The organism is Leucobacter muris (assembly GCF_004028235.1).
Lineage (GTDB): Bacteria > Actinomycetota > Actinomycetes > Actinomycetales > Microbacteriaceae > Leucobacter > Leucobacter muris.
In genome coordinates this window covers 1,098,583-1,124,590 of sequence record NZ_CP035037.1, presented here as the reverse complement: position 1 = coordinate 1,124,590, position 26,008 = coordinate 1,098,583, and the positions used below count along the sequence as shown (strand labels likewise).

General features: G+C 70.6%; 24 protein-coding genes. 2 read left to right on the top strand and 22 right to left on the bottom strand.

The annotated features are described in order from the left end of the window. Positions 1–14 precede the first annotated feature (14 nt). Positions 15–908 carry a diaminopimelate epimerase gene (dapF, locus tag Leucomu_RS05260; RefSeq protein ID WP_128386556.1) on the bottom strand — a complete coding sequence of 298 codons (894 nt, stop codon included), beginning with the start codon at positions 906–908 and terminating at the stop codon, positions 15–17. Positions 909–1,022: 114 nt separating this feature from the next. Between dapF and Leucomu_RS05255 the strand changes: the two genes are divergently transcribed. Both Leucomu_RS05255 and Leucomu_RS05250 read left to right on the top strand, forming a co-directional pair. Then, positions 1,023–1,391 carry a PadR family transcriptional regulator gene (locus Leucomu_RS05255; protein ID WP_128386555.1) on the top strand — a complete coding sequence of 123 codons (369 nt, stop codon included), beginning with the start codon at positions 1,023–1,025 and terminating at the stop codon, positions 1,389–1,391. Continuing rightward, entirely contained in the window at positions 1,388–2,464 is a 1,077-nt protein-coding gene (locus tag Leucomu_RS05250) for a permease prefix domain 1-containing protein (protein ID WP_128386554.1), read from the top strand. The genes Leucomu_RS05255 and Leucomu_RS05250 overlap by 4 nt, the downstream gene beginning before the upstream one ends. Before the next feature lie 39 nt (positions 2,465–2,503). On the opposite strand, the gene Leucomu_RS05245 is transcribed toward Leucomu_RS05250, so the two are convergent. The 21 genes from Leucomu_RS05245 to dapB all read right to left on the bottom strand — a co-directional run bounded on the left by Leucomu_RS05245 (position 2,504) and on the right by dapB (position 25,999). Continuing rightward, on the bottom strand, positions 2,504–3,841 hold the full coding sequence (locus tag Leucomu_RS05245; protein ID WP_128386553.1) for a GNAT family N-acetyltransferase: 1,338 nt from the start codon (positions 3,839–3,841) through the stop codon (positions 2,504–2,506). Positions 3,842–3,896: 55 nt separating this feature from the next. Further along, the gene (miaA, locus tag Leucomu_RS05240; RefSeq protein ID WP_128386552.1) at positions 3,897–4,814 is read right to left on the bottom strand and encodes a tRNA (adenosine(37)-N6)-dimethylallyltransferase MiaA; all 918 of its coding nucleotides are present in this window, start codon (positions 4,812–4,814) and stop codon (positions 3,897–3,899) included. After that, complete coding sequence (miaB, locus tag Leucomu_RS05235) at positions 4,807–6,348, bottom strand: tRNA (N6-isopentenyl adenosine(37)-C2)-methylthiotransferase MiaB (protein ID WP_128386551.1); 1,542 nt, start codon at positions 6,346–6,348, stop codon at positions 4,807–4,809. Before miaB ends, miaA begins: the two co-directional genes overlap by 8 nt. Before the next feature lie 89 nt (positions 6,349–6,437). After that, positions 6,438–7,364 (bottom strand): regulatory protein RecX, encoded by a 927-nt coding sequence (locus tag Leucomu_RS05230; protein ID WP_128386550.1) that lies wholly within the window; start codon positions 7,362–7,364, stop codon positions 6,438–6,440. 4 nt (positions 7,365–7,368) lie between these two features. Next, positions 7,369–8,442: a recombinase RecA gene (gene recA / locus Leucomu_RS05225; RefSeq protein WP_017882695.1), complete on the bottom strand. Its 1,074-nt coding sequence runs from the start codon at positions 8,440–8,442 to the stop codon at positions 7,369–7,371. A 429-nt stretch (positions 8,443–8,871) separates the two neighbouring features. After that, positions 8,872–9,093 (bottom strand): DUF3046 domain-containing protein, encoded by a 222-nt coding sequence (locus Leucomu_RS05220; protein ID WP_128386549.1) that lies wholly within the window; start codon positions 9,091–9,093, stop codon positions 8,872–8,874. Positions 9,094–9,099: 6 nt separating this feature from the next. After that, a complete protein-coding gene (locus Leucomu_RS05215) occupies positions 9,100–9,420 on the bottom strand; it encodes a helix-turn-helix domain-containing protein (RefSeq protein WP_017882693.1) in 321 nt (106 codons plus the stop codon). Between the two features lie 156 nt (positions 9,421–9,576). Next, a complete protein-coding gene (locus Leucomu_RS05210; protein ID WP_128386548.1) occupies positions 9,577–10,137 on the bottom strand; it encodes a CinA family protein in 561 nt (186 codons plus the stop codon). Continuing rightward, entirely contained in the window at positions 10,134–10,730 is a 597-nt protein-coding gene (gene pgsA / locus Leucomu_RS05205; RefSeq protein WP_128386547.1) for a CDP-diacylglycerol--glycerol-3-phosphate 3-phosphatidyltransferase, read from the bottom strand. The genes Leucomu_RS05210 and pgsA overlap by 4 nt, the downstream gene beginning before the upstream one ends. A 37-nt stretch (positions 10,731–10,767) precedes the next feature. Beyond that, positions 10,768–13,650, bottom strand: coding sequence for an FtsK/SpoIIIE family DNA translocase (locus tag Leucomu_RS05200; protein WP_128386546.1), 2,883 nt, complete (start codon positions 13,648–13,650; stop codon positions 10,768–10,770). Positions 13,651–13,816: 166 nt separating this feature from the next. Next, positions 13,817–14,878 carry a lipid II:glycine glycyltransferase FemX gene (locus Leucomu_RS05195; RefSeq protein ID WP_128386545.1) on the bottom strand — a complete coding sequence of 354 codons (1,062 nt, stop codon included), beginning with the start codon at positions 14,876–14,878 and terminating at the stop codon, positions 13,817–13,819. Beyond that, complete coding sequence (gene murJ / locus Leucomu_RS05190) at positions 14,875–16,497, bottom strand: murein biosynthesis integral membrane protein MurJ (RefSeq protein ID WP_128386544.1); 1,623 nt, start codon at positions 16,495–16,497, stop codon at positions 14,875–14,877. Before murJ ends, Leucomu_RS05195 begins: the two co-directional genes overlap by 4 nt. Continuing rightward, positions 16,497–17,630, bottom strand: coding sequence for a lipid II:glycine glycyltransferase FemX (locus Leucomu_RS05185; RefSeq protein WP_128386543.1), 1,134 nt, complete (start codon positions 17,628–17,630; stop codon positions 16,497–16,499). Before Leucomu_RS05185 ends, murJ begins: the two co-directional genes overlap by 1 nt. A gap of 3 nt (positions 17,631–17,633) precedes the next feature. Further along, entirely contained in the window at positions 17,634–19,310 is a 1,677-nt protein-coding gene (locus Leucomu_RS05180) for a ribonuclease J (RefSeq protein ID WP_128386542.1), read from the bottom strand. Positions 19,311–19,391: 81 nt separating this feature from the next. Beyond that, a complete protein-coding gene (gene dapA / locus Leucomu_RS05175; RefSeq protein WP_128386541.1) occupies positions 19,392–20,369 on the bottom strand; it encodes a 4-hydroxy-tetrahydrodipicolinate synthase in 978 nt (325 codons plus the stop codon). Between the two features lie 147 nt (positions 20,370–20,516). Further along, positions 20,517–21,140 carry a dihydrofolate reductase gene (locus Leucomu_RS05170; protein WP_323368304.1) on the bottom strand — a complete coding sequence of 208 codons (624 nt, stop codon included), beginning with the start codon at positions 21,138–21,140 and terminating at the stop codon, positions 20,517–20,519. Positions 21,141–21,143: 3 nt separating this feature from the next. After that, complete coding sequence (locus Leucomu_RS05165) at positions 21,144–21,953, bottom strand: thymidylate synthase (protein WP_017882683.1); 810 nt, start codon at positions 21,951–21,953, stop codon at positions 21,144–21,146. After that, the gene (locus Leucomu_RS05160) at positions 21,950–22,897 is read right to left on the bottom strand and encodes a GGDEF domain-containing protein (protein ID WP_128386540.1); all 948 of its coding nucleotides are present in this window, start codon (positions 22,895–22,897) and stop codon (positions 21,950–21,952) included. The genes Leucomu_RS05165 and Leucomu_RS05160 overlap by 4 nt, the downstream gene beginning before the upstream one ends. A gap of 152 nt (positions 22,898–23,049) precedes the next feature. After that, on the bottom strand, positions 23,050–24,648 hold the full coding sequence (locus Leucomu_RS05155; protein ID WP_128386539.1) for an APC family permease: 1,599 nt from the start codon (positions 24,646–24,648) through the stop codon (positions 23,050–23,052). 131 nt (positions 24,649–24,779) lie between these two features. After that, positions 24,780–25,256: a hypothetical protein gene (locus Leucomu_RS05150; RefSeq protein ID WP_017882680.1), complete on the bottom strand. Its 477-nt coding sequence runs from the start codon at positions 25,254–25,256 to the stop codon at positions 24,780–24,782. Further along, a complete protein-coding gene (gene dapB / locus Leucomu_RS05145) occupies positions 25,253–25,999 on the bottom strand; it encodes a 4-hydroxy-tetrahydrodipicolinate reductase (protein WP_128386538.1) in 747 nt (248 codons plus the stop codon). Before dapB ends, Leucomu_RS05150 begins: the two co-directional genes overlap by 4 nt. Positions 26,000–26,008: the final 9 nt, after the last annotated feature.

Below are 26,008 nucleotides of genomic sequence, written 5' to 3'. Positions count from 1 at the left end.
CACACGGCGGCGCATCAACGCAGCCCCGCCGCCTCCGGCAACTCGATCTCCCCCGAGTAGACGAGTTCGGCGGGTCCATTGAGCGAGACGTGCTCCCCCTCCTCGGTCGGGAACATGCGCACTGCGAGGCGACCGCCGGGAACGTCGACGCGCCAGTGGTTGGGCATGCCCTCGCCGCCCCAGTGGCGGAACGCCAGCGCGGCCGCGGCGGTGCCGGTGCCGCAGGAGAGCGTCTCGCCGACGCCGCGCTCGTGCACGCGCATCCGGATCCGGGCGACGCCGTCGACGACGAGCGGATCCTCGGGCACGACGAACTCGACGTTGGCGCCCTCCGCGGGTGCGGGATCGAGCGAGGGGGCGCGATGCAGGTCGAGGCCCTCGAGTTCGCCCGCGTGGGCGAGCGCCGTCACCACGTGGGGGTTGCCGAGGTCGAGGCCGAGGCCGGGGCGGGCGACGTCGAGGCCGTAGGCCGAGACGAGGCGCTCCTCGGCGAGGCGCCAGCGGCCGAGGTCGACGGTGTAGCCGGCGACACCGGCGAGCACGTCCTTCACACCGGCCCGGGTGCCGATGGGCAGGGTGTCGCGGCGCTCGGGGGCGACGAGACCCTCGCTGATGAGGTAATGCGCGTAGACGCGGATGCCGTTGCCGCACATCTCGGCCGGCGTGCCGTCGGCGTTCCAGTAGTCCATGAACCACTCGGCCTCGGGTTCCTCGGCGAGGGAGGCCGCGCCCTCGGGCAGGGCTCGCGAGCGCACGGCGCGGATCACGCCGTCGGCGCCGATGCCGAAGCGCCGATCGCAGAGGAAGCGGATCTGCTCGGGAGTGAGCGGGCGCTCGCCGTCGGGGTCTGTGAACAGCACGAAGTCGTTGCCCGTGCCGTGGCCCTTGGTGAACGCGAGGGTGGTCATCCGCCCAGTTTACGGGGCGGCGGCTCGTGGCGGGATCCCGGATCCGCACCGACGTTTGACGTACTACGACACACGTACTATGTTGAGCAGAGCACACCGAGCAGAGGAGACGAGATGATCAGCGGAGACGCCATCCGCGGCTACATCGACCTGATGATCCTGTCGCTGCTGCGTCGAGCCCCCTCGTACGCCTACGAGCTCGCCCGGCAGATCAGCGCCGTCACGGGCGCCGACTACACGATCAAGCAGACCACCCTCTACTCCGCCGTCAAGCGGCTCGAGAACGCGCGGCTCGTGACGTCGTACCCGGGCACGTCGCAGTCGGGCAAGCCCCGCACCTACTACCGGATCACCGAGGCGGGCGCCGGGCACCTGAGCCTCAAGGTCGCCGAGTGGCACAGCACCAAGTCGGTCGTCGACCGCTTCGTCGCGGGCCTCGACGCCCCCCTCCCCAGCATTCCCCTCGAAGGAGCCGCATCATGAACGTCATCATCGCCTACCTGGACACCATGTTCAGCGCCTATCCGCAAACGCCCCGCATGCTCGAGGCGAAGACGGAGCTGCAGACCATGATGGAGGACGCCTACGCGAGCCTCATCGCCGAGGGCCGCACCGAGAACGAGGCGGTCGGCCAGGTGATCCGCGACTTCGGCAATCTCGAGGAGGTCGCCCCGGTGCTCGGCATCGCGGCCGAGATCGCTCCGGCCGCCTCGACCGCTCCGCACACGGGCGCGGGATCGGCGGCCCCGGTCGCGGCCGCTGCTGCCTCCGCACCCGCCGCGCAGTCGCAGCACCCGCCGGTCACGATGGAGGAGGCCCGCGGTTTCGCCGAAGCCCAGCACCGCATCCGTTTCCGGGTGAGCACGGCGGTCGTGCTGTTCGTGCTCTCCCCCGCCGCGCTGATCTCGCTGCCGACCGCCGCCGATTCGGGGGCGCTGCCGATCGATCCCGGGGCGGCGACCGCCATCGGCCTGCTGGCCCTGCTCCTGCTCGTCACCGTCGGCGTGCTGCTCATCGTCAGCACCGCCCGCGATCTCGCACCCTACAAGCGGGTGAGCGACGGTCGGTTCACCCCCGACGCGGGGGTGTCGCACTGGGCCGACGAGCTCGCCCAGCAGCACGAACGGGCCCGCATCCGCGCGCTGCAGGTGGCCGTCGCCCTCTGGATCCTCTCCCCCGCCCCGCTGCTCGCCTTCGTGCTGCTCATGCAGGAGTCGCCGAACAGCGGCCTCTGGAGCGTCGGCGGCGTGGTGCTCGTGCTGGCCTTCGTGGCGGCCGGCCTCGCGATCCTGCTGCCGGCGGCCTGGGCTCACACCGTCGCCGAGCGTCTCACGGGAGGCGCCGCGGCTGCCGCCGACGACGACGGGGAGCACAACGTGATCGGCGTGATCGCCGCCTTCTACTGGCCCCTGCTCACCGCGATCTATCTGGCCTGGAGCTTCATCGGCGACGCGTGGGGCACCTCGTGGGTCGTGTGGCCGATCGGCGCGGTGCTCTTCGGCGCCATCGCGGCCGGCGGGGCCGCGCTCGAGAGCTACCGCCGCTCGCGCCGCTGAGTCGGCGAGAAGCGGCCCGCGTCGCTCCGTCTCCCGGACTCAGTACATGATGCTGAGGAAGGGCTCGCCCTCGATCCGCAGCGCCGCGTCGAGTCGCCGGGTCGCCGACGTGTCGCCCCGCAGCCGCCCGGCCTCCGCGAGGGAGCGAGCCGAGACGCCGCCGAGATAGAGCGACGACAGCTCGGCCACCCCGATCTCGATGTCGACCCCCGAGCCGTCGGCCTCGGAGGCGTGCGGCGCACCCGCCCCGCCGAGCGGGGTCGCCCGGCCCGAGCCGTCGGCCCGGGCCTCCACACGCCAGACCCCGTCGGCGAAGCCGAGCGGATCCGCGACGCGCAGCACGACGTCGAGCGGCGCTGCGAACCGGCGAGCCGCGAACACGGCGGGCAGATCGAGGATGCGCAGCCACCCGTGGTCCTCGATCGTGCGGGTCGCGGCCCGGGCGTCGTCGAGCAGCCACGGCAGCGGCTCGTCGACCGGACGGAACCCGGCCGTGACGGTGCCGACCAGGTCGTGCTGCAGCGCGAACCGCCACAGCGCTGCGCGCGCCTCGGGGGTCTCGCCGATCAGGTGCCGGATCTCGAGCCGCGATCGCGCCCAGTCGTCGTCGGACTCGGCGATGCGGTAGACCATCGCTCCGCGCAGCTCGCCCGCGGCATCGAGGTAGCGCACGCCGCGCACGCTCTCGCCGTGGGGCTCCCCCGGTTTCGCGCCCGACAGCTGCCGCCAGCGCACCGGCCAGCCCTCGATGTCGCCGATGCGGGTGCGACGGGTGCGCTCGTGGAGTCGGCCGAGCGCCTCGGCCGCCGCCTCCTGGCCGAGATAGTGCAGCGCCCCCTCGGGCTCGGCGCCCGCCCACCCCGCTCTGCGGGTGTCGACGGTCCAGCGCGACTGCCAGGTGGCGGGGCCGAAGCCGTAGCGTCCGTAGATGGTCGCCTCGGACGCGGTGAGCCCCGCGATCGGCACGCCGGCCGAGGCGGCGGCCCGCAGCTCCCCCTCGAGCATGGCGCGCGCGATCCCCCGGCGGCGGTGGGTCGGCGCGACCGTGACCTCGCTGACGGCCCACATCGGCAGCTCGCCGCCCGGCACCGTCACGGGCGCGACCCAGGATCCGACCGTCGCCACCGGCCGCTCGGCCTGCGGGCTCGCCTCGTCGTAGACGCCGATCAGACGGCGCCCCACCTGCCCGGGTCTCGACCCGGCGACCATCTGCTCGGTGGGCTCGCCCTCGATGAAGCCCCGCGCGATCGACCGGATGAAGCCGTCGAGCGCCGCCTCGTCGGACGGGTCGACCCGGCGGTAGTCGAGGCCTCCGGCCCGCAGCCGCTCGCGAGAGTTCCGGTCCAGTTCCACGGTTCGCACGTCTGGCTGAATCATGCTTCCACCCTAGGGGCTGCGGTTCCGGGTTCGATAAGTTCGACGCCGACGACGGTCAGGCGAGGCGCAGCCCGCGCAGATCCGGCCCGTCGATCCAGGTGATGCCCGGGTAGCGCTTGAACCAGCTCACCTGGCGGCGCGCGTAGCGCCGCGTGAGCGCCTGCGTCTCGGCGATCGCCTCGGCGCGGGTCACCTCGCCGCGCAGCTCGGCGAGCGCATGCGCATACCCGATGGCGCGGCTCGCGGTCCTCCCGCGTTCGAGGCCGTTCGGGATCAACCCGCGCACCTCGTCGAGCAGCCCCTCGGCCCACATCTGCTCGACACGCCGGTCGAGGCGCTCCACGAGGGCGGAGCGTTCGCAGTGCACCCCGACGATGCTGGTCTCGGCCCGCCACAGGGCGGGCTTCTCGGGCAGCGTGACGCGCGCGTCGCCGCCGAGCATGGCGACCTCGAGCGCGCGCACCACGCGGCGCGGGTTGCGGGCGTCGACCGCGGCAGCCGCGTCGGGGGCGAGCGCCCGGAGACGTGAGAGCAGCGGGCCGGTTCCGCCCTCGGCGAGTTCGGCCTCGAGCCGAGCGCGCAGCTCATCGTCCCGCGGCGGGAACGCGAAGTCGAAGACCGCGCTCGACACGTACAGCCCCGATCCTCCCACGAGGATCGCGTCGGCGCCGCGAGCGTGGATCTGCTCGATGAGGGCGCGGGCCACGGGCTGGTACCACGCGACGGCGGCCTCCTCGCTCGGCCGGAGCGCGTCGAAGAGGTGGTGCGGGATCGCCCGCCGCTCGGCGACGGGGAGCTTGGCCGTGCCGATGTCCATGCCGCGGTAGAGCTGCATCGCGTCGGCGTTGACGATCTCGGCGGGGCGACCGGTCGCGGCGAGGTGCTGGGCGAGGTCGAGCGAGAGCGCCGACTTGCCGGTGCCGGTCGCGCCGACGATCGCCCAGAGGCGGGGCCGAGCCCCGGTCTCAGCCACGGGTGCGGATCGTGGGGAGGCCGAGGCTGACCGCCCGGGGGGCTGCCCCCTCGACGGGTGCGGGCACGCCGCAGCTGTCGGACTGGCGTCGGTCCCAGGCGTCGCCGGCCCGGGTGCGACGCACGGCGTAGGTGCCGGTGAGGTCCGCGATGAGGAAGTGGGGCGCCGCGGCGGTGACCTGCACGGTGACGGTATCTCCGGGCCGGGGTTCCTCGGCCCCCTCCGGCACGGCGAAGTGGACGAGGCGGTTGTCTTCGGCGCGGCCTGAGAGGCGGCGCGTCGCCGCGTCCTTCTTGCCCTCGCCGACCGAGACGAGCACCTCGACGGTGCGTCCGATCTGCGCCTGGTTCTCTTCGAGCGAGATGCGCTCCTGCAGGGCGAGCAGTCGCTCGTAGCGCTGCTGCACGACCTCTTTCGGCACCTGCCCGTCCATGGTCGCCGCGGGAGTGCCTGGGCGGATCGAGTACTGGAAGGTGAAGGCGCTCGAGAACCGCGATTGCTCGACGACGCGCAGCGTGTCCTCGAAGTCGTCGTCGGTCTCGCCGGGGAATCCGACGATGATGTCGGTGGTGATCGCCGCGTTCGGGATGCGCTCGCGCACCGCGTCGAGGATGCCGAGGAACTTCTTGGAGCGGTACGAGCGGCGCATCGCCTTGAGTACCGTGTCGGAGCCAGACTGCAGCGGCATGTGGAGAGAGGGCATGACGTTGGGGGTCTCGGCCATCGCGGCGATCACGTCGTCGGTGAACGCGGCGGGGTGCGGGCTCGTGAAGCGCACCCGCTCGAGCCCCTCGATGTCGCCCATCGCGCGCAGCAGCTTGCTGAAGGCCTGCCGGTCGCCGAACTCGACGCCGTAGGTGTTCACGTTCTGGCCCAGCAGGGTGACCTCGATCGCGCCGTCGTCGACGAGCGCCTGCACCTCTGAGAGGATGTCGCCGGGGCGGCGGTCTTTCTCTTTGCCGCGCAGGGCGGGCACGATGCAGAAGGTGCAGGTGTTGTTGCAGCCGACCGAGATCGACACCCAGCCGCTCGACGCCGAGTCGCGCTTCGTCGGCAGCGTGGAGGGGAAGATCTCGAGCGATTCGAGGATCTCGACCTGCGCCTCGTGATTGTGCCTGGCCCGCTCGAGCAGCGTCGGCAGCGAGCCCATGTTGTGGGTGCCGAACACCACGTCGACCCAGGGAGCCTTCTCGACGATGGTGCCCTGGTCTTTCTGGGCGAGGCAGCCGCCGACGGCGATCTGCATGCCTTCGCGCTCGCGCTTCACGCCGGCGAGGTGGCCGAGGTTGCCGTAGAGGCGGTTGGCCGCGTTCTCCCGCACGGCGCAGGTGTTGATGACGACCACGTCGGCGTCTTCGGCGTCTTCGGCCGCGATGTACCCGGCCGCCTCGAGCGATCCGGAGAGTCGCTCGGAGTCGTGCACGTTCATCTGGCACCCGAGGGTGCGCACCGTGTAGCTGCGGGGGCTGCCGTCGGGGCGGAGGGCGGCGGGCGACGGGGCGATCTCGGTCGGTTCGGCGGTGGCGAGAGTCATGGGGGAATTCTACCGCCGCCGATCCGCTGCGCCGTCAGCGCGGCCGATGCCGCACGCTCGGTGGCGGGCGGGCGGCATCGGCCGCGCCCTCAGCGGAACCGCACGCCGGAGCCACCGCCTGCTCCGCCGTCGAGCGCTTCCCGGGCTGCGCGCATCGCGGGCTCTCCGGACCAGCCGCGGCGGGCGAGGAAGCCGAGCAGCCGGCGCTCGGCGGTCTGCCGGTCGAGGCCTCCGAGCTTGCGCGCCCGGTTCTGAGCGGTCTCCCGCAGCAGGGCGAACTCCTCGTCGGTGTCCAGCTGCCCGAGGGCCTCCTCGATGGCTGAGTCGGGGAGCCGCCGCTCTCGCAGCTTGATGCGGATCTGCGCCCGGCTGGCCCGCTTCGTCTCGCGCAGTTTCTCGGTGACCGCGCGGGCGAGGCCCTCGTCGTCGAGATAGTGGCTCTGCTCGAACTCGGCGATGACCGTCTCGACCTCGTGAGCGGGATGCTCGAGCCGCTGCAATTCTTCGCGCAGCTCGCCGCTCGATCGGGCTCGGCGCGCGAGCAGTCGCACCCCGTCGTCGTAGGCCGAACTGCGGTCGTCTTCATCGTCGGCAGCGGCGGTCGCCTCGGCGCCCGGCTCGGCGTCTGCCACGCACGCTGCGTCGGCCCCGGGGGCAGAAGCGGTGCCGCCATCGCGGAACGCGTCCATGCTCACGATCGACTGCAGACGCGCACGGATCTCGGCGACCGCCGACGGCTCGGCCTCGGTCGTTCGAGGATCGCCGTCGCTCGACACCCGCGAGGGGCCGGAGACGCCGGGCACCTCAGACTGCTCGGGACCGGATTCCGGACGCTCGGGCTCGCGGTACTCATGCCCGCGTTCGCGCGGCGACTCCGACTGCGGTTCGGACGGCGTCTCACCCCAGCCGGGGCCCCCGAGCCGCGAACGCAGTTCGATGGCCTCAGCCAGGTCGGCTCGGCTCGGAGACCCGCCCGCGGGCCGCTGCTCGGGCGGAGGCAGGAAACGAACGGCCACGGGCTCAGGCGCTGGCGCGCTGCTCGGGCTCGGCGAGCGGCGTCACCGCCGGGGCCTCGGGCTCAGCAGGTTCTTCGCTGCGCCCGTTGACGCCGAGCTTCGTGAGGATCTTCTCTTCGATCTCAGCCGCGACGTCGGGGTTCTGAATGAGGAAGCGGCGAGCATTCTCCATGCCCTGACCGAGCTGATCGCCGTCGTAGGTGAACCAGGCGCCGCTCTTCTTGATGAAGCCCTGCTCGACGCCGTAGTCGATGAGCGAGCCCTCGCGCGAGATGCCCACACCGTAGAGGATGTCGAACTCGGCCTGCTTGAAGGGAGGCGCCATCTTGTTCTTCACGACCTTGACGCGAGTGCGGTTGCCCACCGCGTCGGTGCCGTCTTTGAGCGTCTGAATGCGACGGATGTCGAGACGCACCGAGGCGTAGAACTTGAGCGCCTTACCGCCGGAGGTGGTCTCGGGGCTGCCGAAGAACACGCCCACCTTCTCGCGCAGCTGGTTGATGAAGATGGCGGTGGTCTTGGTGGCGTTCAGGCTGCCGGTGATCTTGCGCAGCGCCTGCGACATGAGTCGAGCCTGCAGACCGACGTGGCTGTCGCCCATCTCGCCGTCGATCTCGGCCTTCGGCACGAGCGCCGCGACGGAGTCGATGACGACGAGGTCGACCGAGCCCGAGCGGATGAGCATGTCGGCGATCTCGAGCGCCTGCTCGCCGGTGTCGGGCTGGGCCACGAGCAGCGCATCGATGTCGACGCCCAGCTTCTTCGCGTATTCGGGATCGAGCGCGTGCTCGGCGTCGATGAACGCGGCGATGCCACCCGCGCGCTGCGCATTGGCGATCGCGTGCAGGGTGAGTGTGGTCTTGCCCGACGACTCGGGGCCGTAGATCTCGATGATGCGACCCCTCGGCAGCCCGCCGATGCCGAGCGCGACGTCGAGGGCGACCGAACCGGTGGGGATCACCTCGACGGGCGCGCGCTCGACGCTTCCCATGCGCATGATCGCGCCCTTGCCGAAGTTCTTGTCGATCTGCGCGAGGGCCGCTTCGAGCGCCTTCTCACGATCCTTGGGTGCCCCCACGGGGGACTTGGGTGCTGCCATGATCTTGCTCCTTCGATGTGCGCGGCGGCGCCGCTCGACTGCTGCCTACCGACTGTCTCGACCCCGATGATGGGGCAGACAAGGCATCGATATCCGGTTGCTTCACACCCTAGGACGGACCACTGACATTCTTGGATCGAGCGGCGAGTCTGAGGATAAGTCGGCGAATCGGCTACCTGTGCACGAAGTTACCACGATTCGAACACATATTCGAAGCGCAAGGAGTCGCGTGTCGCGACCAGTTGTGATTCGCCGCCGTGTGCGGCGCTTTCGCGCCATGCGCAAACGCTGCCGCGTTTGCACGACGGACGCGCGTGTCGCGACCAGTTGCGATTCGCCGCCGCACGGCGCCCCTGCGCAGCACGACGCCGGGATCGGGATCGCGCTTCCGACCCCGGCGAACGCCCCTCAGTCGCGGGGCTCGAGCAGACCGCGGCCGTGGCGCCGCTCGAGCGGAACATCGAGGTCGACGCACAGCGCCGCCCAGACCTCGCGCGCCGGAACCCCGCGCTCGAGCGCCTCGGCCGGTGTGCCGGCGAGCGCGGCGAGCCAGTGATCCCGGATCAGCACTCCGGAGTAATCGTCGCCGAACTCGTCGGCGCAAGCGCGCCGGAACTCACTCAGCTTCACGAAGGGTTACGACACCAGCTCGGGCGCGTAGCCCGACATCAACTCGGCCGGCACCGTATCCGGAACCCGGCCGGCGAGAGGCATCGACAGCCCCTCGACCACGGCGAGCCGCTCGCTCACCTCGCCCATGATCACGGACAGCGGCGTATCCAGCGCATCGGCGACCGCGGCGAGAATCTCGCTCGAGGCCTCCTTCTGGCCGCGCTCCACCTCGCTCAGGTAGCCGAGCGCCACGCTCGCATCACCGGCGACCTGTCGCAGCGTGCGCCCCTTCTGCAGCCGGAAGTCACGCAGCACGTCGCCGATCTCTTGACGCATCAGCACCATGTGAACCCTCCTTCACTGCATGACACGGGGTCATGCTCCACAATACCCGCTCATCGACAAGCCGCCACAGCGGGGACGCCCCTCCAGTGTGGAGGGAGTCACTGGGAATAACCCCGACACTACCGCGCCTATTCCTGAAACTTTGCTGAACTTGAGTCAGTCCGACTCAAGTTCCGATGCGCCGAGCTCGCCGACGAGCAGTTCGAGAGCCGCCGCGACAGAGCCATTGCGGATCTCGCCGCGGTCCCCCGAGAGCGAGTACTCCACCGAGCGGGCCCGGTCGCCGAGGCACAGCCCCACCCACACGGTGCCGACCGGCTGGCCCGTCTGCGGGTCGGGTTCGGGACCCGCGACGCCGGTGGTCGCCAGGCCGATATCGGCGGGCTCCGGTTCCGCCCCGTCCGCGCGGGGCACTGCGCAGAGCTCACGCACGCCCCTGGCCATCTGACGCGCCACCTCGCCGTCGACGGGGCCCTTCTCTCGCAGCAGTTCGTCGTCGACTCCGAGCACGGAGTGCTTCAGTGCGGTGTCGTAGGCCACGACCCCGCCCGAGAAGACCCGCGAAGAGCCGGGCACTGACACGAGCGCGTCGGCGAGCAGCCCGCCCGTGAGCGACTCGGCGACGGCGATGCGCAGCCCCCGCGCCGCCGCGATCTCGACCACGGCCCGGGCGAGCTCGCCGCCGGCGCCGGGCGAGCCCTGGCCGATGGGCTTCACGAGCGGACCCGCTTCGCGCGCATGAAGGCGACCACGTAGTCGACGCCGCTGATGATCGTGAGCGCGACCGCCGCGGTCATGGTGATCACGTTCGCCCAGTAGGCCACGGGGGCGGCCGGTCCCAGCACCCCGGCGAGGGGCAGCAGGGCGAGTGTGATCGCGACGGCCTGCACGACCGTCTTGAGCTTGCCCATCCAGGCGGCAGCGACCACCACGTCGTGCGCGATCATGAGGCGGTGCACGGTGATGCCGATCTCGCGCACCAGCACCACGATGGTCACCCACCACGGCAGCTCGCCGAGGATCGAGAGCCCCACGAGCGCGGCACCCGTGAGCGCCTTGTCGGCGATCGGGTCGAGCAGCTTGCCGAGGTCGGTGATGAGACCGCGGGATCTCGCGAGGTGCCCGTCCCACGCGTCGGTCGCGATCGCGAGCACGAAGAACACCGCCGACGCCCAGCGCAGCGGGCCGCCCTGACCGCCGTCGGCCAGCAGCATCCAGAGGAAGAACGGCGTCGCGATGATGCGCGCCACCGTGATGATGTTCGGGGCGTTCCAATTGCTCGGCCTCGCCGGTGAATCCTGTGCGGTCATCTCTTCCTCGCGTTCGCTCGCGACCAGCGGTCCCGGCTCATTCTCGGCCCGTCAGCTGCCAGGCGTCCTCGTCGTCGTCGCCGTCGACCTCTTCGAGCGTGGCCTGGTACTTCGCCACCGGGTCGTCGTAGCGATCGTCGCCGAAACCGTCGGACTCCGTGAGCGGTTCGATCACATCGGTCGCGGCGTCGTGCTCCCCGGCATTCGCCTCGGGGCTGGCCGCGGCGGCGGGGGCCGCCTGGGGGCGCTCCGGTGCGGCTGCGGGCTGCTGGAAGGGGGCCGGAGCTGCGGGGCCTCCCTTGATGCGGGCGATCACCTCGGGCAGCTGCTCGGGCGAGACGAGCACGTCTCGCGCCTTCGAACCCTCGGAGGGACCCACGATGTCGCGCGACTCCATGAGGTCCATGAGCCGGCCGGCCTTCGCGAAGCCGACGCGCAGCTTGCGCTGCAGCATCGAGGTCGAGCCGAACTGCGAAGTGACCACGAGCTCGATAGCCGCGAGCAGCACCTCGAGGTCGTCTCCGATGTCTTCGTCGATCTCCTTCTTCTCGGCGACCTGCGCCACGTCGGGCCGGTACTCGGGCTGAGCCTGGGCCTTGACGTGGGCGACCACCTTCGCGATCTCGGGCTCCCCCACCCAGGCGCCCTGCACGCGCATCGGCGTCGACTCGCCGTTGAGCAGCAGCAGGCCGTCGCCCTGGCCGATGAGGCGCTCGGCGCCCACCTCGTCGAGGATGACGCGGGAGTCGGTGCCCGACGCCACCGCGAACGCGTAGCGGCTCGGAACATTCGACTTGATCACGCCCGTCACCACGTTCACCGACGGGCGCTGCGTCGCGAGCACCAGGTGGATGCCCGCGGCACGGGCGAGCTGGGTGATGCGCTGGATCGAATCCTCGACGTCGCGGGGCGCCACCAGCATGAGGTCTGCGAGCTCGTCGACCACCACCAGCAGGTACGGGTACGGCTTGAGCACGCGCTGGCTGCCCTCGGGCAGCACGATAGACCCGGAGCGCACGGCCTCGTTGAAGTCGTCGATGTGGCGGAAGCCGAAGCTCGCCAGATCGTCGTAGCGCATGTCCATCTCTTTCACGACCCACTGCAGCGCCTCGGCCGCCTTCTTGGGGTTCGTGATGATGGGGGTGATGAGGTGGGGCACGCCCTGGTAGACGGTGAGCTCGACGCGCTTCGGATCGACGAGCACCATGCGCACCTCGGCGGGGGTCGCCCGCATGAGGATGCTCGTGATCATCGAGTTGATGAAGCTCGACTTGCCCGAGCCGGTGGCGCCGGCCACGAGCAGGTGGGGCATCTTAGCGAGGTTCGCGACGACGAAGCCGCCCTTCACGTCTTTGCCGACGCCGATGGTCATGGGGTGCGCGCTGCGCTGAGCACGGCTCGAGCGCAGCACGTCGCCGAGGGCGACGTTCTCACGATCCTTGTTGGGGATCTCGATGCCGATCGCGCTCTTGCCCGGGATCGGAGAGAGGATGCGCACCTCGTTCGACGCCACCGCGTACGACAGGTTCTTCGACAGCGCCGTGACCTTCTCGACCTTGACACCCGGCCCGAGCTCGACCTCGTACTGGGTGACGGTCGGGCCCCGGGAGAACCCACTCACACGCGCGTCGACCTTGAACTCCTCGAACACCCGCGCGATCGCGGCCATGATCTGGTCGTTCGCCTCGGTGTGGGTCTTGGGGGCGTCGCCCGTCGCCAGCGTGCCCTGGTCGGGCAGCAGGTACTCGCGCTGCGCCGGATCGTGGGGAGGCGCGACCGCGAACGGCGCCGCGTCTGCGACCTCGGGCAGCTGTGAGGTCGGTGCGGGCTCGGCGGCCGCCGAGAAGTCGTCCCACGAATCGTCGCCCAGCCCCGACGCCCGCGTCGCGCCCGCGGCCTCCACGGCCGCCTCGGCCTGCTCGAGCTCGTCGAAGAGGCCCGCCGGGAACGGGTCGGCGGCGTCGGGGGCGAGCGCGGACTCGAAGGCGCCCTCGCTCTGCGCGTCGGGGGCGCTCGGCTCGAGCGCGGAGTCGAGCGCAGACTTGTCGTCGGCGTACTCGGGGTCTTCTTCTCGACCGGAGGCGTTGCGCCGCCACCACGGCAGCGAGCCGTCGCCCGTCTCGTTCTCGCTCTCGAGATCGAAGAGCGCCTGCTGCGACTCCTTGTCTCGGCGGCGCGACTTCGCCGGGCGCTCGTCGGTCTGGGCGTCGGCGCCCTCGGTCACACCGAACAGGAACTCGTACGCCTCGTGCAGCCGCCGCACGATGCGCCCCGGAGGCGTCTTCGTGACGATGAGCACCGAGAAGAGCAGCATCAGCGACAGCACCGGGGTCGCCACCCACACCGTCAGCGCGAGCAGAGGCGCGCCCACCATCCAGCCGAGCAGCCCGCCCGCCTCGGCGAGCGCCGGCATGCCCTGGCTCGGGATCGGCCGCCCGCCGTAGATGTGGGACAGACCGGCGACGCTCATGATCGCGATGAAGAGGCCGATCGCGATGCGGCGGTTGTCGTTGACGCTCGAGGGGTGGTTGAACAGCCACAGCGCGAAGCCGACCATGATGATCGGAAGCCCGAACGCCACCCGGCCGAAGAGGCCGCCGAACGACCATGCGTCGAGCTGCACGGCCACCGGCTGGCCGATCATGAACCACTCGACCACGGCGCCCGCGACGGCGAGCAGCATCAGCAGCAGCGGGATGCCGTCGCGTCGATCCTCGGGGGCGAGAGGCTCGAGACGGAAGGCGCGCGCCGCGCCGCCGATCGCGTGGGCGAGGCCGTTCCAGGCGCGCACGATCCCGTTCTCGCGGGGCTCGGGCTCGGCGAGCACCCGCGTCTTCGCGGTGGCACGGGACGACCCGGCGCGGGATCCCCGTGCCGTGGTCTTGCCCGATTTTTCGCGCGACGAAGTTTTGCTGGCCATGCTAAAAGGGTACGTTCGACCGCCGACATTCGCGACGTGACGCTCCGAGGTGCCCCGTTTCGCCGCCGTGGGCGGCACTGCGGGCTACGCCGACGCTCCGCGTCGTCGCAACGCCCGCTACCCCTCGCTCCGCTCCGTAGGCTGCCGCCGTGGGCGGCACTGCGGTCTACGCCGACGCTCCGCGTCGTCGCAACGCCCGCACCGCCTTCTTCACGAGCGGCAGGCCCTCGGCCCAGACCCGGTAGCCCGGCCCCGGCCGGTCCCACGACCCTGCGAGCAGGTTCTCGTGCGAGGCCCAGCCCTTCTTGAACGTGGTCACGCCGTCGTTGATGAGGCCGCCGAAGTCGTAGCGCTCGATCCCGAGCCGCTTCATCTCGCGGATCACGTGCCACTTGAGCGCGTAGTTCGCGCGCAGCCGCTGCCCGGTCTCGTCCATGCCGCCGTAGAGCTCGAAGGCGGTGCGCGCCGACTTCGCCATGAACAGGAACGCGACCGGCCGCTCCTCGACGTACGCGGCCCACACGGGCGAATCGTCGCCGAGCATCGTGAACGCGTCGTGGTAGTAGGAATCCTCGTGCAGGCCGAAGTCGGCGCGCTCGCTCGTCTGGCGGTAGACCTCGAGGCACTCGTCGAGCTGCGCGATTGTCTCGACGGGCCGGATCGACAGCGACTCCTCGCGGCCCGCCTTGCGCACGTACTGGCGGTGCTTCTTCGACATGTCGGCGAGTAGTTCGTCCTCGGAGCGCCGCAGGTCGAGGATCAGGGTTCTCGCGGGCAGCACCGGGGTCTTCGCCTCGCGCCAGCCGCCCGAGAGCGGGAAGACTTCCGCGTCCTCGTCGGGCTCGATCGACACCGCGACGGCCCGCCGGGAGCCGTGCACGTGCGCGGCGACGGCGTCGGCCACCTCGGCGGGCGCGGGCTGCGCGGCCGGGAGATCGGGATCCCCCGCCGCCGACTCGCCCCAGGCGTGCGCGAGGACGGGGCCGCGGGGGGCGTAGACGAAGCCGCCGAGCGGCCCCGGCAGGGTGCGGGTCAGCAGCTGGCAGGCGCCCACCACGTCGGCGGAGGCGCCGGATCCCGAGCGCACGAGCACGCGCTCGGCGCTCCAGCGGTGCGCCGACTTGAGTTCGCCCCAGCCCCACAGCTGCAGCGGATGCCCGCCGAGGCGCTTGACGGTCGAGTCCCAGAGCTCCCGGTCGGTGCAGGGGGTCACGGTGAGGGAGGTCACGAACGGTTCCTTCCGAGTTTGCGTGAGACGAAGCCGGTGAGTTCGGCGAGTTCGGGCGAGCGCAGCAGACGAAGCGCGACCACGTAGACGGCGGCGACGATCCCCGCCACCGCGGCGGCGAACGGGATCGCGAGCACCGCGTCGTACGCGGGCACGGCGAGCCGCAGCAGCCACGTCGCGAGCAGGCCGAGCGCCACGGCCGGAACCGCGGCGAGCACGAACTTCACGAGACTCTGCGCGATCCGGCGGCCGTCGATCGAGCCGATCTTGCGTCGCAGCAGCCACGTGGCCAGCAGCGCCTGCACGATCGTGGCGAACGACCACACCCCGGCGAACAGCATGCCGACCTTCGCGGGCGGGGCGAGCAGCAGCAGCAGCGACAGCGCGATGACGAGTCCCATCTGCACCGAGGTGAAGAGGAACGGGGTGCGCGTATCGGAGAGCGCGTAGAAGGCGCGCTGCACGATGAACAGGAAGCTGTAGGCGGCGAGGCTCACCACGTACGCCTGCAGCGCCTCCGAGAACTGATCGACCTGCAGCGGCGTCGCGCCGAAGTTGATGATGCGCGCCACGAACGGCGCCGCCGCGAACACGGCCGAAGCGGCGAGCACCATGACGAGCGCGATCTGCCGGGCCGAGGCCGAGAAGTCCGCGACGAACTCGGCCATGCGACCGGTCTGTCCCCACTCCGAGAGCCGCGTGAAGTAGGCCGTGGCGAGCGAGACCGCGATCACCGAGTGCGGCATCATGAAGATGAGCCAGACGTTCGCCATCGCGCTCGTCGAGGGGCCGGCCCCGGTGCCCGTCGCGACGATGTTGTTGGTGACGAAGCCGCCGAGCTGCATCACGGTGATGGTCGCGAGGCTCCAGCCCGCGATGCGGGCGGTGTGGCCGAGGCCCATGCCCTTCCACTTGAAGTCGGGGCGGTAGCGGATGCCGGCCTTGCGCCACGAGACGAACAGGATCAGCGCCTGCGCCGCGACGCCGAGCGTGGCGCTGCCCGCGAGCACGCCGATCGAGAGCGCGTCCCAGTCGACGACCGAGCGCAGCCCGCCGGTCGGGTCGGCCCCGAACATCAGCATGAACACGACGATGCCGGCGATCGCGATGACGTTGTTCAGCGCGGGCGCCCAGGTGAACGGCCCGAACACGCTGCGGGCGTTCAGCACCTCGCCCAGCACGGTGTAGAGGCCGTAGAACACGATCTGCGGCAGGCACCAGTAGGCGAAGGCGGTCGCGAGGGCGAGCTGCTCGGGGGGCCAGGCCATCGCGGTGAGCCGCACGATCCAGGGCGCCGCGAGCATCGCGAGCACCGTGATGCCGAACATGCCCACCGAGATGAGCGTGAGGATCTTGTTGATGTAGCCGGCGCCGCCGTCGGGGTTCTTCGCGGCCTTCACGATCTGCGGCACGAGCACGGCGTTGAGCATGCCGCCGAGCAGGATCATGTAGAGCGTGTTGGGCAGCAGGTTGCCGTTCTGGAACGCGTCGGCCGAGACCGAGCCGACCGATCCGATCGCGTAGGCGAGCAGCATCGCCTTCGCGAGCCCGAGGATGCGCGACACCATGGTGCCGGATGCCATCACCGCGCTCGCGCGCATGAGTCCCGCAGCGGCCATCAGTAGTACGGGTCCTTCCGGATCGCGAGCGAGGCGCGGCGGGCGAGACGGTCGCCGAGCGTCGCCCACAAGCGGTACGCCGCGGGCTTCAGCGGCAGGTCGAACGCCCCCGCGTAGTCGGTGATGTCCGGCGAGAAGGAGCGTTTGAACTGTCCCACGCCGTGGAGGGGGTGCTCTCGGTCGTCGGCGCGAGCCGCGGGCGGCGCACCGCAGAGGTCGTGGGCGACCGCGCCGCGCTCGTGAGCCCAGCGGATCACCTCCCACTGCAGGGCGTGCGAGGCCCCGTAGGCCGTCTTCGCGCGCACCGAGGCGCCGTCCTTGTAGGTGGTCTTCGCGCCGAGCGCCATCGCGTAGGCGCCGGCGATGAGCTGGGGGCGGCCGTCGGCGTCGTCGCGGTGGGCGAGGAACATCTGGCCGGATCCGGCGCGCTCGAACGACTGCCAGAACTCGCGGTAGTAGCGCTCGGAGCGCAGCACGAAGCGGCCCTCGGCGGTCTCCTGCAGCAGGCGGTAGAGCGCTGCGCAGTGCTCGTCGGTGGCGGACACCCGCGTCGCGACGATGCCGTCGCGCTTCGCGCGGTTGATCGAGTTGCGGGCCTTCTTGCCGAGCCCGGCGAGGAGCTGCTCCTCGGAGCGGGCGGGGTCGCCGAGGTCGACGATCACGGTCGAGGGGTTCGGCACGATGCGCACGGTGTCGCGGTAGCCGGCGGCGTGGATCGCGTCGCGGGCCGAGGGATCCAGCCGGGGCTCGATCTTCAGCAGGAACGCGCCGCGGGATCGCGCGAGCGCCGCGACGGCCGCCGCGGCCTCGAGCACGGCCTCGGTGCTCTCACCGGCGGGGCCGGCGGGCAGGTGCCACCACTCCCCCAGCAGGGGCACCCGCTTCGCGAGCACACCCACGGCGATCGGGGCCCGTCCGGGGCGCTCCACGATCACGCGGTGATCGCGGTAGCGGCCCTCTCGGCGCTTCACGTCGAGATAGGCGTCGCCCATCCAGACCTCGCCGCCCCCCGGGTTCGCAGCGATCAGCGCGTCCCAGTCGGCGCGCTCGGCGTCGCCCGCGAAGCGCGCGACCGCTCCCCCGGGGGCGGTCGCCCCCGGTGAGCCGGCCGCTCCCGAGAGGGATCCCGACACTCGCTACACCACCACCACGACGGGCACGATCATCGCCTTGCGGCGCAGCTTCGTGCCGACCCAGCGGCCGATGGTGCGGCGCGTGATCTGCTGCAGCTGGTGGTGGTCGGTCACGCCGTCCTGCATGGCCGCCTCCAGCGCGTCGGCGATCTGCGGCTTGATCTTCTCGAAGACCCGCGCCTCCTCGGCGACGCCCTTCGCGTGGATGTCGGGGCCCGACACGATGTGCGCGGTCGTGGGCTCGACCACGGTGATCACCGAGATGAAGCCCTCCTCGGCGAGCGTGCGGCGGTCCCGCAGATCGTCGTCGGTGACCCGGCCGACGCTCTTGCCGTCGACGTAGATGAACTCGGTGTCGAGCTGGCCCACCGCGCGGGCGACGCCGTCGGCGAGGTCGACGACGGTACCGTTCTCGGCGATGACGGTGCGGTTCTGCGGCACGCCCGTCTCGATCGCGAGCGCGGCGTTGGCCACCAGCATGCGGTACTCGCCGTGGATCGGCATGACGTTCTTGGGGCGCACGATGTTGTAGCAGTAGAGCAGCTCGCCCGCGGCGGCGTGACCCGACACGTGCACCTTCGCGTTGCCCTTGTGCACCACGTTGGCGCCGAGCTTGATGAGCCCGTCGATCACGCGGTAGACGGAGGTCTCGTTGCCCGGGATCAGACTGGACGCCATGATGACGGTGTCGCCGTCGCCTACCTCGACCTGGTGCTCGCGGTTGACCATGCGGCTGAGCACCGCCATCGGCTCGCCCTGCGAACCGGTCGACATGTAGACGATGCGGTGATCCGGGATGTCGCCGCTCTTCTTGAGGTCCACGAGCACGCCCTCGGGCACGTCGAGGTAGCCGAGGTCGGCCGCGATCTTCATGTTGCGCACCATCGAGCGGCCGAGCAGCACGACGCGGCGGCCGTTCGCGTGGGCGGCGTCGAGCACCTGCTGCACGCGGTGCACGTGGCTCGAGAAGCTCGCGACGACGACCTTGCCCGGCGTCTTCGCGATGACCTGCTCGATGACGGGGCCGATGTTCTTCTCGAGCGGCGTGAAGCCGGGCACGTCGGCGTTCGTCGAGTCGGTCATGAAGAGGTCGACGCCCTCCTCGCCCAGCTTCGCGAAGGCGCGGAGGTCGGTGATGCGGCCGTCGAGCGGCAGCTGATCCATCTTGAAGTCGCCCGTGCCGATCACAAGACCGGCGTCGGTGCGGATCGCGACGGCCAGGGCGTCGGGGATCGAGTGGTTGACCGCGACGAACTCGAGGTCGAAGGGGCCGTACTCGACGCGGTCGCCCTCGGCGACGACGCGGGTCTTCGGCCGGATGCGGTGCTCCTTGAGCTTCGCCTCGACGAAGGCGAGCGTGAGGCGCGAGCCCACGAGGGGGATGTCCTCGCGCAGCTTGAGCAGGTAGGGCACGCCGCCGATGTGATCCTCGTGGCCGTGCGTGAGCACGACGGCGACGATGTCGCCCAGGCGGTCCTCGATCTTGCTGATGTCGGGCAGGATCAGGTCGACGCCCGGGTGCTGCACCTCGGGGAAGAGCACGCCGCAGTCGACGATCAGCAGCTTGCCGTCGATCTCGTAGACGGTCATGTTGCGACCGACCTCGCCGAGACCGCCGAGCGGCGTGATGCGAAGGGTGCCCTTCTCGAGCTTGGGCGGGGCGTAGGGGGGGTTCGTCATGTGTTCCTTGCCTGCTCCCCGAGCCTGTCGAGGGGAGCAGCTATTGGGTTCCCCCTGCGACAGGCTCAGGGGGCCGCTTCGTTAGCGGGTGGTGCCTGCGATCTGGGGCAGGGCACCGCCGGCAGCCGCATTGCGGTCCGGCCTGAAGTTCGAGAGGTCGACGCCGGGCACGTCGGCCACGAGCGCGAGTTCGTCCTCGATGAGGGCGGCCTCCCACTCCTCCGGCCCCACGAGGGGCAGGCGCACGCGCGGGCTGCCGATGCGGCCGAGGCCGTGCAGGATGTACTTCGCCGCGACCGTGCCGGGCACGTGCGTCATCACCGCGCGCACGAGCGGCTCGAGGCGCTGGTGGGCGTCGCGGGCCGTGTGCAGGTCGCCGGCGTTGACGGCGTCGATGATGGCGCGGTAGGGCGCCGAGGCGATGTTGGCGGTCACGCCGATGAGGCCGGTCGCGCCGATCGAGAGGTGCGGCAGCACGTTGGCGTCGTCGCCCGAGAAGTACATGAGGTCGGTCTGGTTGAGCACTCGGCTCTCCTCGCTGAAGTCGCCCTTGGCGTCCTTCACGGCGAGGATGTTGGGGTGCTTCGCGAGACGCAGGATCGTCTCGTACTTGATGGGCACGCCGGTGCGGCCGGGGATGTCGTACAGGATCACCGGCAGGTCGGTCGCGTCGGCGACCATGCGGAAGTGCGTGAGCAGGCCCGCCTGGGTGGGCTTGTTGTAGTAGGGGGTGACGATCATGACGCCGTCGGCGCCGGCCTTCTCGCTGGCCTGGTAGAGCTCGATGGCGTGCGCGGTCTCGTTGGACCCGCCGCCCGTGATGATCTTCGCGCGGCCGGCGGCCACCGACTTGGCGACCTCGACGAGCTTGATCTTCTCGGGGTCGGTCAGCGTGGAGGTCTCGCCGGTGGTGCCGGTGACCACGATGCCGTCGGCACCGCTCTGAATGCAGTCGTCGATGTGCTTCTCGACGGCCGGCCAATCGACCTCGCCGTCAGCCTGGAAGGGCGTGACGAGCGCGACGAGCACCTGACCGAAGGGGTTTTGCTGGATTGCCACCGTACTAGGCTACCGGACTCTGCTGACCCGGGCCCCGCAGTCTGCGCCCCGCCCCGCCGAACCCGGCGGTTTCAGCGAGGCCGCCGGTTCCGGGGGCGCCGCCGCAGTCGGGTTCGGCGCCGCCGCTTCCGCCCGCGATCGTCGCTCTCAGCGGCGCAGCCAGCGCTCGAACCGGTAGCCGAGCCCCGTCGTCGAGACGAGGGGGCCGCCCTGCTCGGCGAGCCGCCACTCGGGCCCGATCTGAGGCGCGAACGTGTCGGCGTCGGGCACGTCGAGCTCGATCCTCGTCACCACCAGCTCGTCGGCGAACGGCATCGCGGCGCGATACAGCCGCCCGCCGCCCATGATCCATGCCGCCCTGGGCGGCCAGGCGCCCGGATCCTGGCAGCTCGTGCCGGGATCCTCGGCCAGCCGACGCAGGTGCGTCTCGTACTCGTCGCGCACGCTGCCGCGCGTGCGCTCGAGCGCCTTCTCGATCGACGGCACCGCCGCCGCGCCGCGCGCTTCGAAGCCCGCCGAGCGCGTGACGACCACGTTCTCGCGGCCGGGCAGCGGCCGGAAGCGCTCGGGCAGCGACTCCCAGGTGCGGCGACCCATGATGACGGGCGCCCCCCACGTGGTGGTCTTGAAGTGCGCGAGATCCTCGGGCAGGTGCCAGGGCATCGTGCCACCGCGGCCGATGGCGCCGCCCCGCGCCTCGGCCCAGATCATGCCGATCCCCTCGCCGACGCCCGCGGTCAGCTCGGGCCGCAGCTCATCCGCGCGCGTCACGGCTCAGACCGCCACCGGGGCCTTGATGCCGGGATGGTGCTCGTAGCCGACCACCTCGAAGTCGTCGAGAGTGTAGTCGAGGATCGAGTCGGCCTTGCGGATCTCGATGGTCGGGTACGGGAACGGATCGCGCGCCAGCTGGCGCTCGACCTGCTCGACGTGGTTGTCGTAGATGTGGCAGTCGCCGCCGGTCCACACGAACTCGCCCGGCTCGAGCCCCGTCTGCTGCGCCACCATGAGGGTGAGCAGGGCGTAACTCGCGATGTTGAAGGGCACGCCGAGGAACATGTCGGCCGAGCGCTGGTAGAGCTGGCACGAGAGCCTGCCGTCGGCCACATAGAACTGGAAGAACGCGTGGCAGGGGGCGAGCGCCATCTCGTCGATGTCGGCGACGTTCCAGGCCGACACGATGAGGCGTCGCGAGTCGGGGTTGTCGCGCAGCTGCTCGATCACCCGCGAGATCTGGTCGATGTGCTCGCCGCCCGGAGCGGGCCACGAGCGCCACTGCACGCCGTAGACGGGGCCGAGGTCGCCGTTCTCGTCGGCCCACTCGTCCCAGATGGTCACCCCGTGCTGCTTGAGGAAGTCGATGTTGCCCTCGCCGCGCAGGAACCACAGCAGTTCGACCGCCACCGACTTGAAGTGCACGCGCTTCGTGGTGATCAGCGGGAACGAATCGGCGAGGTCGAAGCGGATCTGCCGCCCGAAGAGGCTGCGGGTGCCCGTGCCGGTGCGGTCGCTCTTGGGAGTGCCGTGCTCATGCACCTCGCGCAGCAGGTCTTCGTAGGGGGTGGGGATCGCGTTCGCACTCACGGTACAGAGTCTACCGCGGCCTTCTTGCGGCGCTGCTTGTCATCGAACATGCGCAGGTCGGCTCGCGATATGAAATCCCTCGGCTTCTCGCCCGGCTGCCACTCGGAGATGCCGAACGACCAGGCGGGATCCGGGATCTCGCGACGCAGTCGCTCAGCGGTCTCGAGCGCCTGCTCCGCGTCGCTGTCGATGAGCAGCAGCGCGAACTCGTCACCCCCGAACCGCGCGAACACGTCTTCGGTGCGGATCTGCAGATCGACCTCGCGCGCGAAATCCCGAAGCGTCTGGTCGCCGACGATGTGGCCGCGGCCGTCGTTGATCGCTTTGAAATCGTCGAGATCCAGATAGACGAGTGCGAGCGGACGCTCATTGCGCTCGGCCGTCGCGACGGCCTTCGACAGCAGGGACTCGAAGCCGCGGCGGTTCCAGACGCGGCACAGCGGATCGGTGACTGCCTCGCGCTCGATCCGCTGCTTGAAGCGGCCCACCAGCTCGCCGAGGACGGCGCCGCTCACGACGAGCATCAGCAGTCCCGAGAGCGGATCCGTGCCGTACCTGAGCACCACGATCATGCAGAACAGCGCGAGCCAGCTGTAGCCGAGCAGGCGCGCGAACCAGGTCGGCAGGAACCACACCAGGAAGATGAAGTACGGGAAGAAGAAGAACCCCGACGAGAAGACGCGCAGCTCGTGCGAAGAGAGCAGCACGTTCGGCACCACCGTGATGAGCGGCAGGCACATCACCGCGCCCGCGGCCGCCTTCGAAAAGCGCTCGCCCGCGAGGAGGATGCCGAACGAGCAGCCGAAGCAGAGCGTCGCGATCAGCAGCAGATCGTAGCGCGGCCCGTCCACGAGCTTGAACACTGTGGCGTTGAGCAGCGGGAATAGGCCCCCGGCGATGTAGAACGCTGCCGCGGCCAGCGAGCGGTCCGTCTGTTTCCTCATCCCGGCCCCACCCCCTCCCCTGCGGCTCCAGTGAGCATCCTAACGAGTGGGAGTCTGCGAAACCGCCGGGTACCCCTCCGATGACGAGCGGGCGGACCGGCGCTCAGCCGATCCGCCCGCTCGTCGTCCGAGGCCCGGTGCTGACCGCGGCGCTAGCCGTCGAGACCGTCGTCGAAGAGCTGCAGCGCCGACGTGTCGTTGCTCGCATCGGCCTTCGCGAGCACGCGACCCTTGAAGAACTCGGGCGAGACGCGCGCCTGCAGCAGCATGAGCACGACGCCGAGGCCGAGCACCACCACGCCGATGATGCCGACGAGACCGATGCCGCCGATGTTGCTGCCCGATCCGAAGCCCGGGTCCATGCTGTCGATCGTGGTCTGCACGAACACGATCAGCAGCAGCACGCCGCCGATGCCCGGCAGCACGATCTTCGAGATCACGGAGCCCGCGCCCTCCTTGACCGCGGTCTTGCGGAAGTACCAGGGGCTCGCGAGCGCGGTGATGCCGTAGTAGAAGCAGACCATCATGCCGAGCGCCGTGATGGTGTCCCACAGCACGTCCTCGCTGATGAAGCGCATCACGGCGTAGAACGCGGAGGCCACGATCGACGACCAGAGCAGAGCCACGTAGGGCGACTTGTACTTGGGGTGGATGCGCTTGATCGAGGCGGGCAGGGCGCGGTAGTGCGACATGGCGAGCAGCGTGCGCGCGGGCGAGATGGCGGTCGAGTTGATCGACGCCATGGCGCTGACGAGGATCGCGAGCGAGAGCAGGATCGCGACGGGCCCCATCACCGGGTGGGCGAGCGCCGCGAACACGTTCTCGGCGATGTCGGGATTGCCGAGACCGGTGGGGCCGTCGCCGAGACCGGCGTAGGCCACGGTCGCGGCGGCGGTGCCGACGTAGAGCACCACGAGGATCACGACGAGGATCATCGCGGCCTTGCTCTCGGTCGAGAGACGACCCTTCGAGGGCTTGGTCTCCTCGCCCATGGTGAGCACCGTGTCCCAGCCCCAGTACACGAAGATCGAGACCGCGATGCCCGCGGCGAAGGCGCTGAAGCCGTCGACCTCGAGCGGGTTGAACCACGACAGCTCGGGCAGGCTGCCCTCGGTGTTGGACGGATCGGCGGCGCCGACGAACATCGCGATGATGAACCAGACGAGCACGATCATCTGGAACGCGACCGTGATGTACTGGAACACCTTGGTCGAGGTCATGCCCCGGTAGGAGATGAAGGTCGCGATGGCCATGAAGCCGAGGCAGACGAGGATGTTGATGAAGCGGTTGCCCGCGATCTCGGCGATCGAGGGGTCGCCGACGAGGATGCTGATCGATTGGAAGAGGAACTCGACCGCGATGCCCGTGAGGTTCGAGAGCACGAGCACGGTCGCGGCGATGAGGCCCCAGCCCGCCATCCAGCCGATCCACGGGCCGAAGGCGCGGGTCGCCCAGGTGAACGACGTTCCCGAGTCGGGCATCGCCGAGTTGAGGGCGCGGTAGCCGAGCGCGACGAGCAGCATCGGGATGAAGCCCATGAGGAAGATGGCGGGGGTCTGGTAGCCGACCTCGCTCGCCGCCGGGCCGACCGCCGAGGTCAGCGTGTAGGCCGGGGCGCAGGTCGAGAGTCCGATGACGAGGGCGCCGAGCACCCCCACGGTCCCCGAAGGAAGCCCCTTCTTGCTGATCCCCGTCACCGAGTCCAGGGTTCGCGTCGCCGGGTCGGCGGCCGTGAGGTCGTACTTGGCCATATCTTCTTCACCGTTGCTTTCCCACGCACCGGAGCGTGTTCGCGCATTCGGCGGCAGGATGATCGCGGGGTCATCCGGGCCCCGTCCTGCTGCCGTCCGCCGACGATTGTAGGCCCGAACTTCGGATTTCCCTAACTCTGGGCCGATGCCCCACGAATTTCGTCGCGTTCGAGCGAGATCGCTTGTCGGATCGCCCCTCTTGCGCGCCGTCGGTCACCGCAGGCGTCGTACACGATGCCGAGCCGCATCCAGGCCTGCCACGACTCGGGATCGGCCTCGGCCTCGGCGCGGTAGCGCGGGAACGCGGCGTCGGCGTCCTCCCGCACGGGCCGACCGGAGGGGTGCGTGGCGACGGGCTCCTCGGGCATGCGGCCCTCGGCCGCGAGCCGATCGGCGAGCCGGGTCGCACTGCGGCCGAACTGCAGCTCGCGCACCAGCGCCCAGACGCCGAGCAGGGGCAGGATCAGCATCGCCGCCCCCATGATCACCGGGATCGGCTCGCGCGAGGCGAGCAGCGCGACCGCGCGGATGCCGGCGAACACGAAGTAGAGCACGAGCAGCGCGCTCATGATCGCGACGCCGAGGACCGACCTCGCGCGCGCGCTCACGCGCCGTCTCCGGGCACGGCGATCCCGAGCACCCGGTCGAGCCCCACCGTGAGCCCGCGAGCGGCGTCCGCGGCCTCGAGCGCGGCGCGGATGCCGGCCCGGTAGGCCTCGTTCGAGTGGGTGTCGTGCGTGACGGTGAGCACCTCGCCGGGGCCGCCGAAGCGCACCTCCTGCTTCGCCACCACACCCGCGAGCCGCAGACTGTGCACCGGGATGCCGGCGACGAGCTGGCCCCGCGCGGGCTGCTCGGCGAACGGCGCCTCGACCTCGCGGCCGTCCCGGGCCTCAGCCATCAGCTCCGCCGTGCGCACCGCCGTGCCCGAGGGCGAATCGACCTTCTTCGGGTGGTGCGCCTCGACCACCTCGATCGCGTCGAAGTAGGGGGCCGCGATGCGCGCAAGCGTCGTGCCGAGCACCGAGCCGAGCGAGAAGTTGGGCACCACGATCGCCCCCGAACCGGGCAGGCCGGCGAGGCGATCCTCGAGCTCGGCGAGGCGATCCGCCGACCAGCCGCTCGTGCCCACGATCACGCGCTGGCCGCGCTCGAGCGCGCGAGCCACGATGGCCGGTGAGGCGTCGGGGTGGCTGACGTCGACGAGGATCCGCGCCTCAGCGCCCTCCTCGGGGCCGGAGCCGCTGTCGAGCCGTGCGACCAGCTCGAAATCGGGGTGCTCCTCGACCACCTGGCAGACGAGAGACCCCAGACGACCGGTGGCCCCCGCCACCGCAACGCTCACAGACATGGTTCTAGG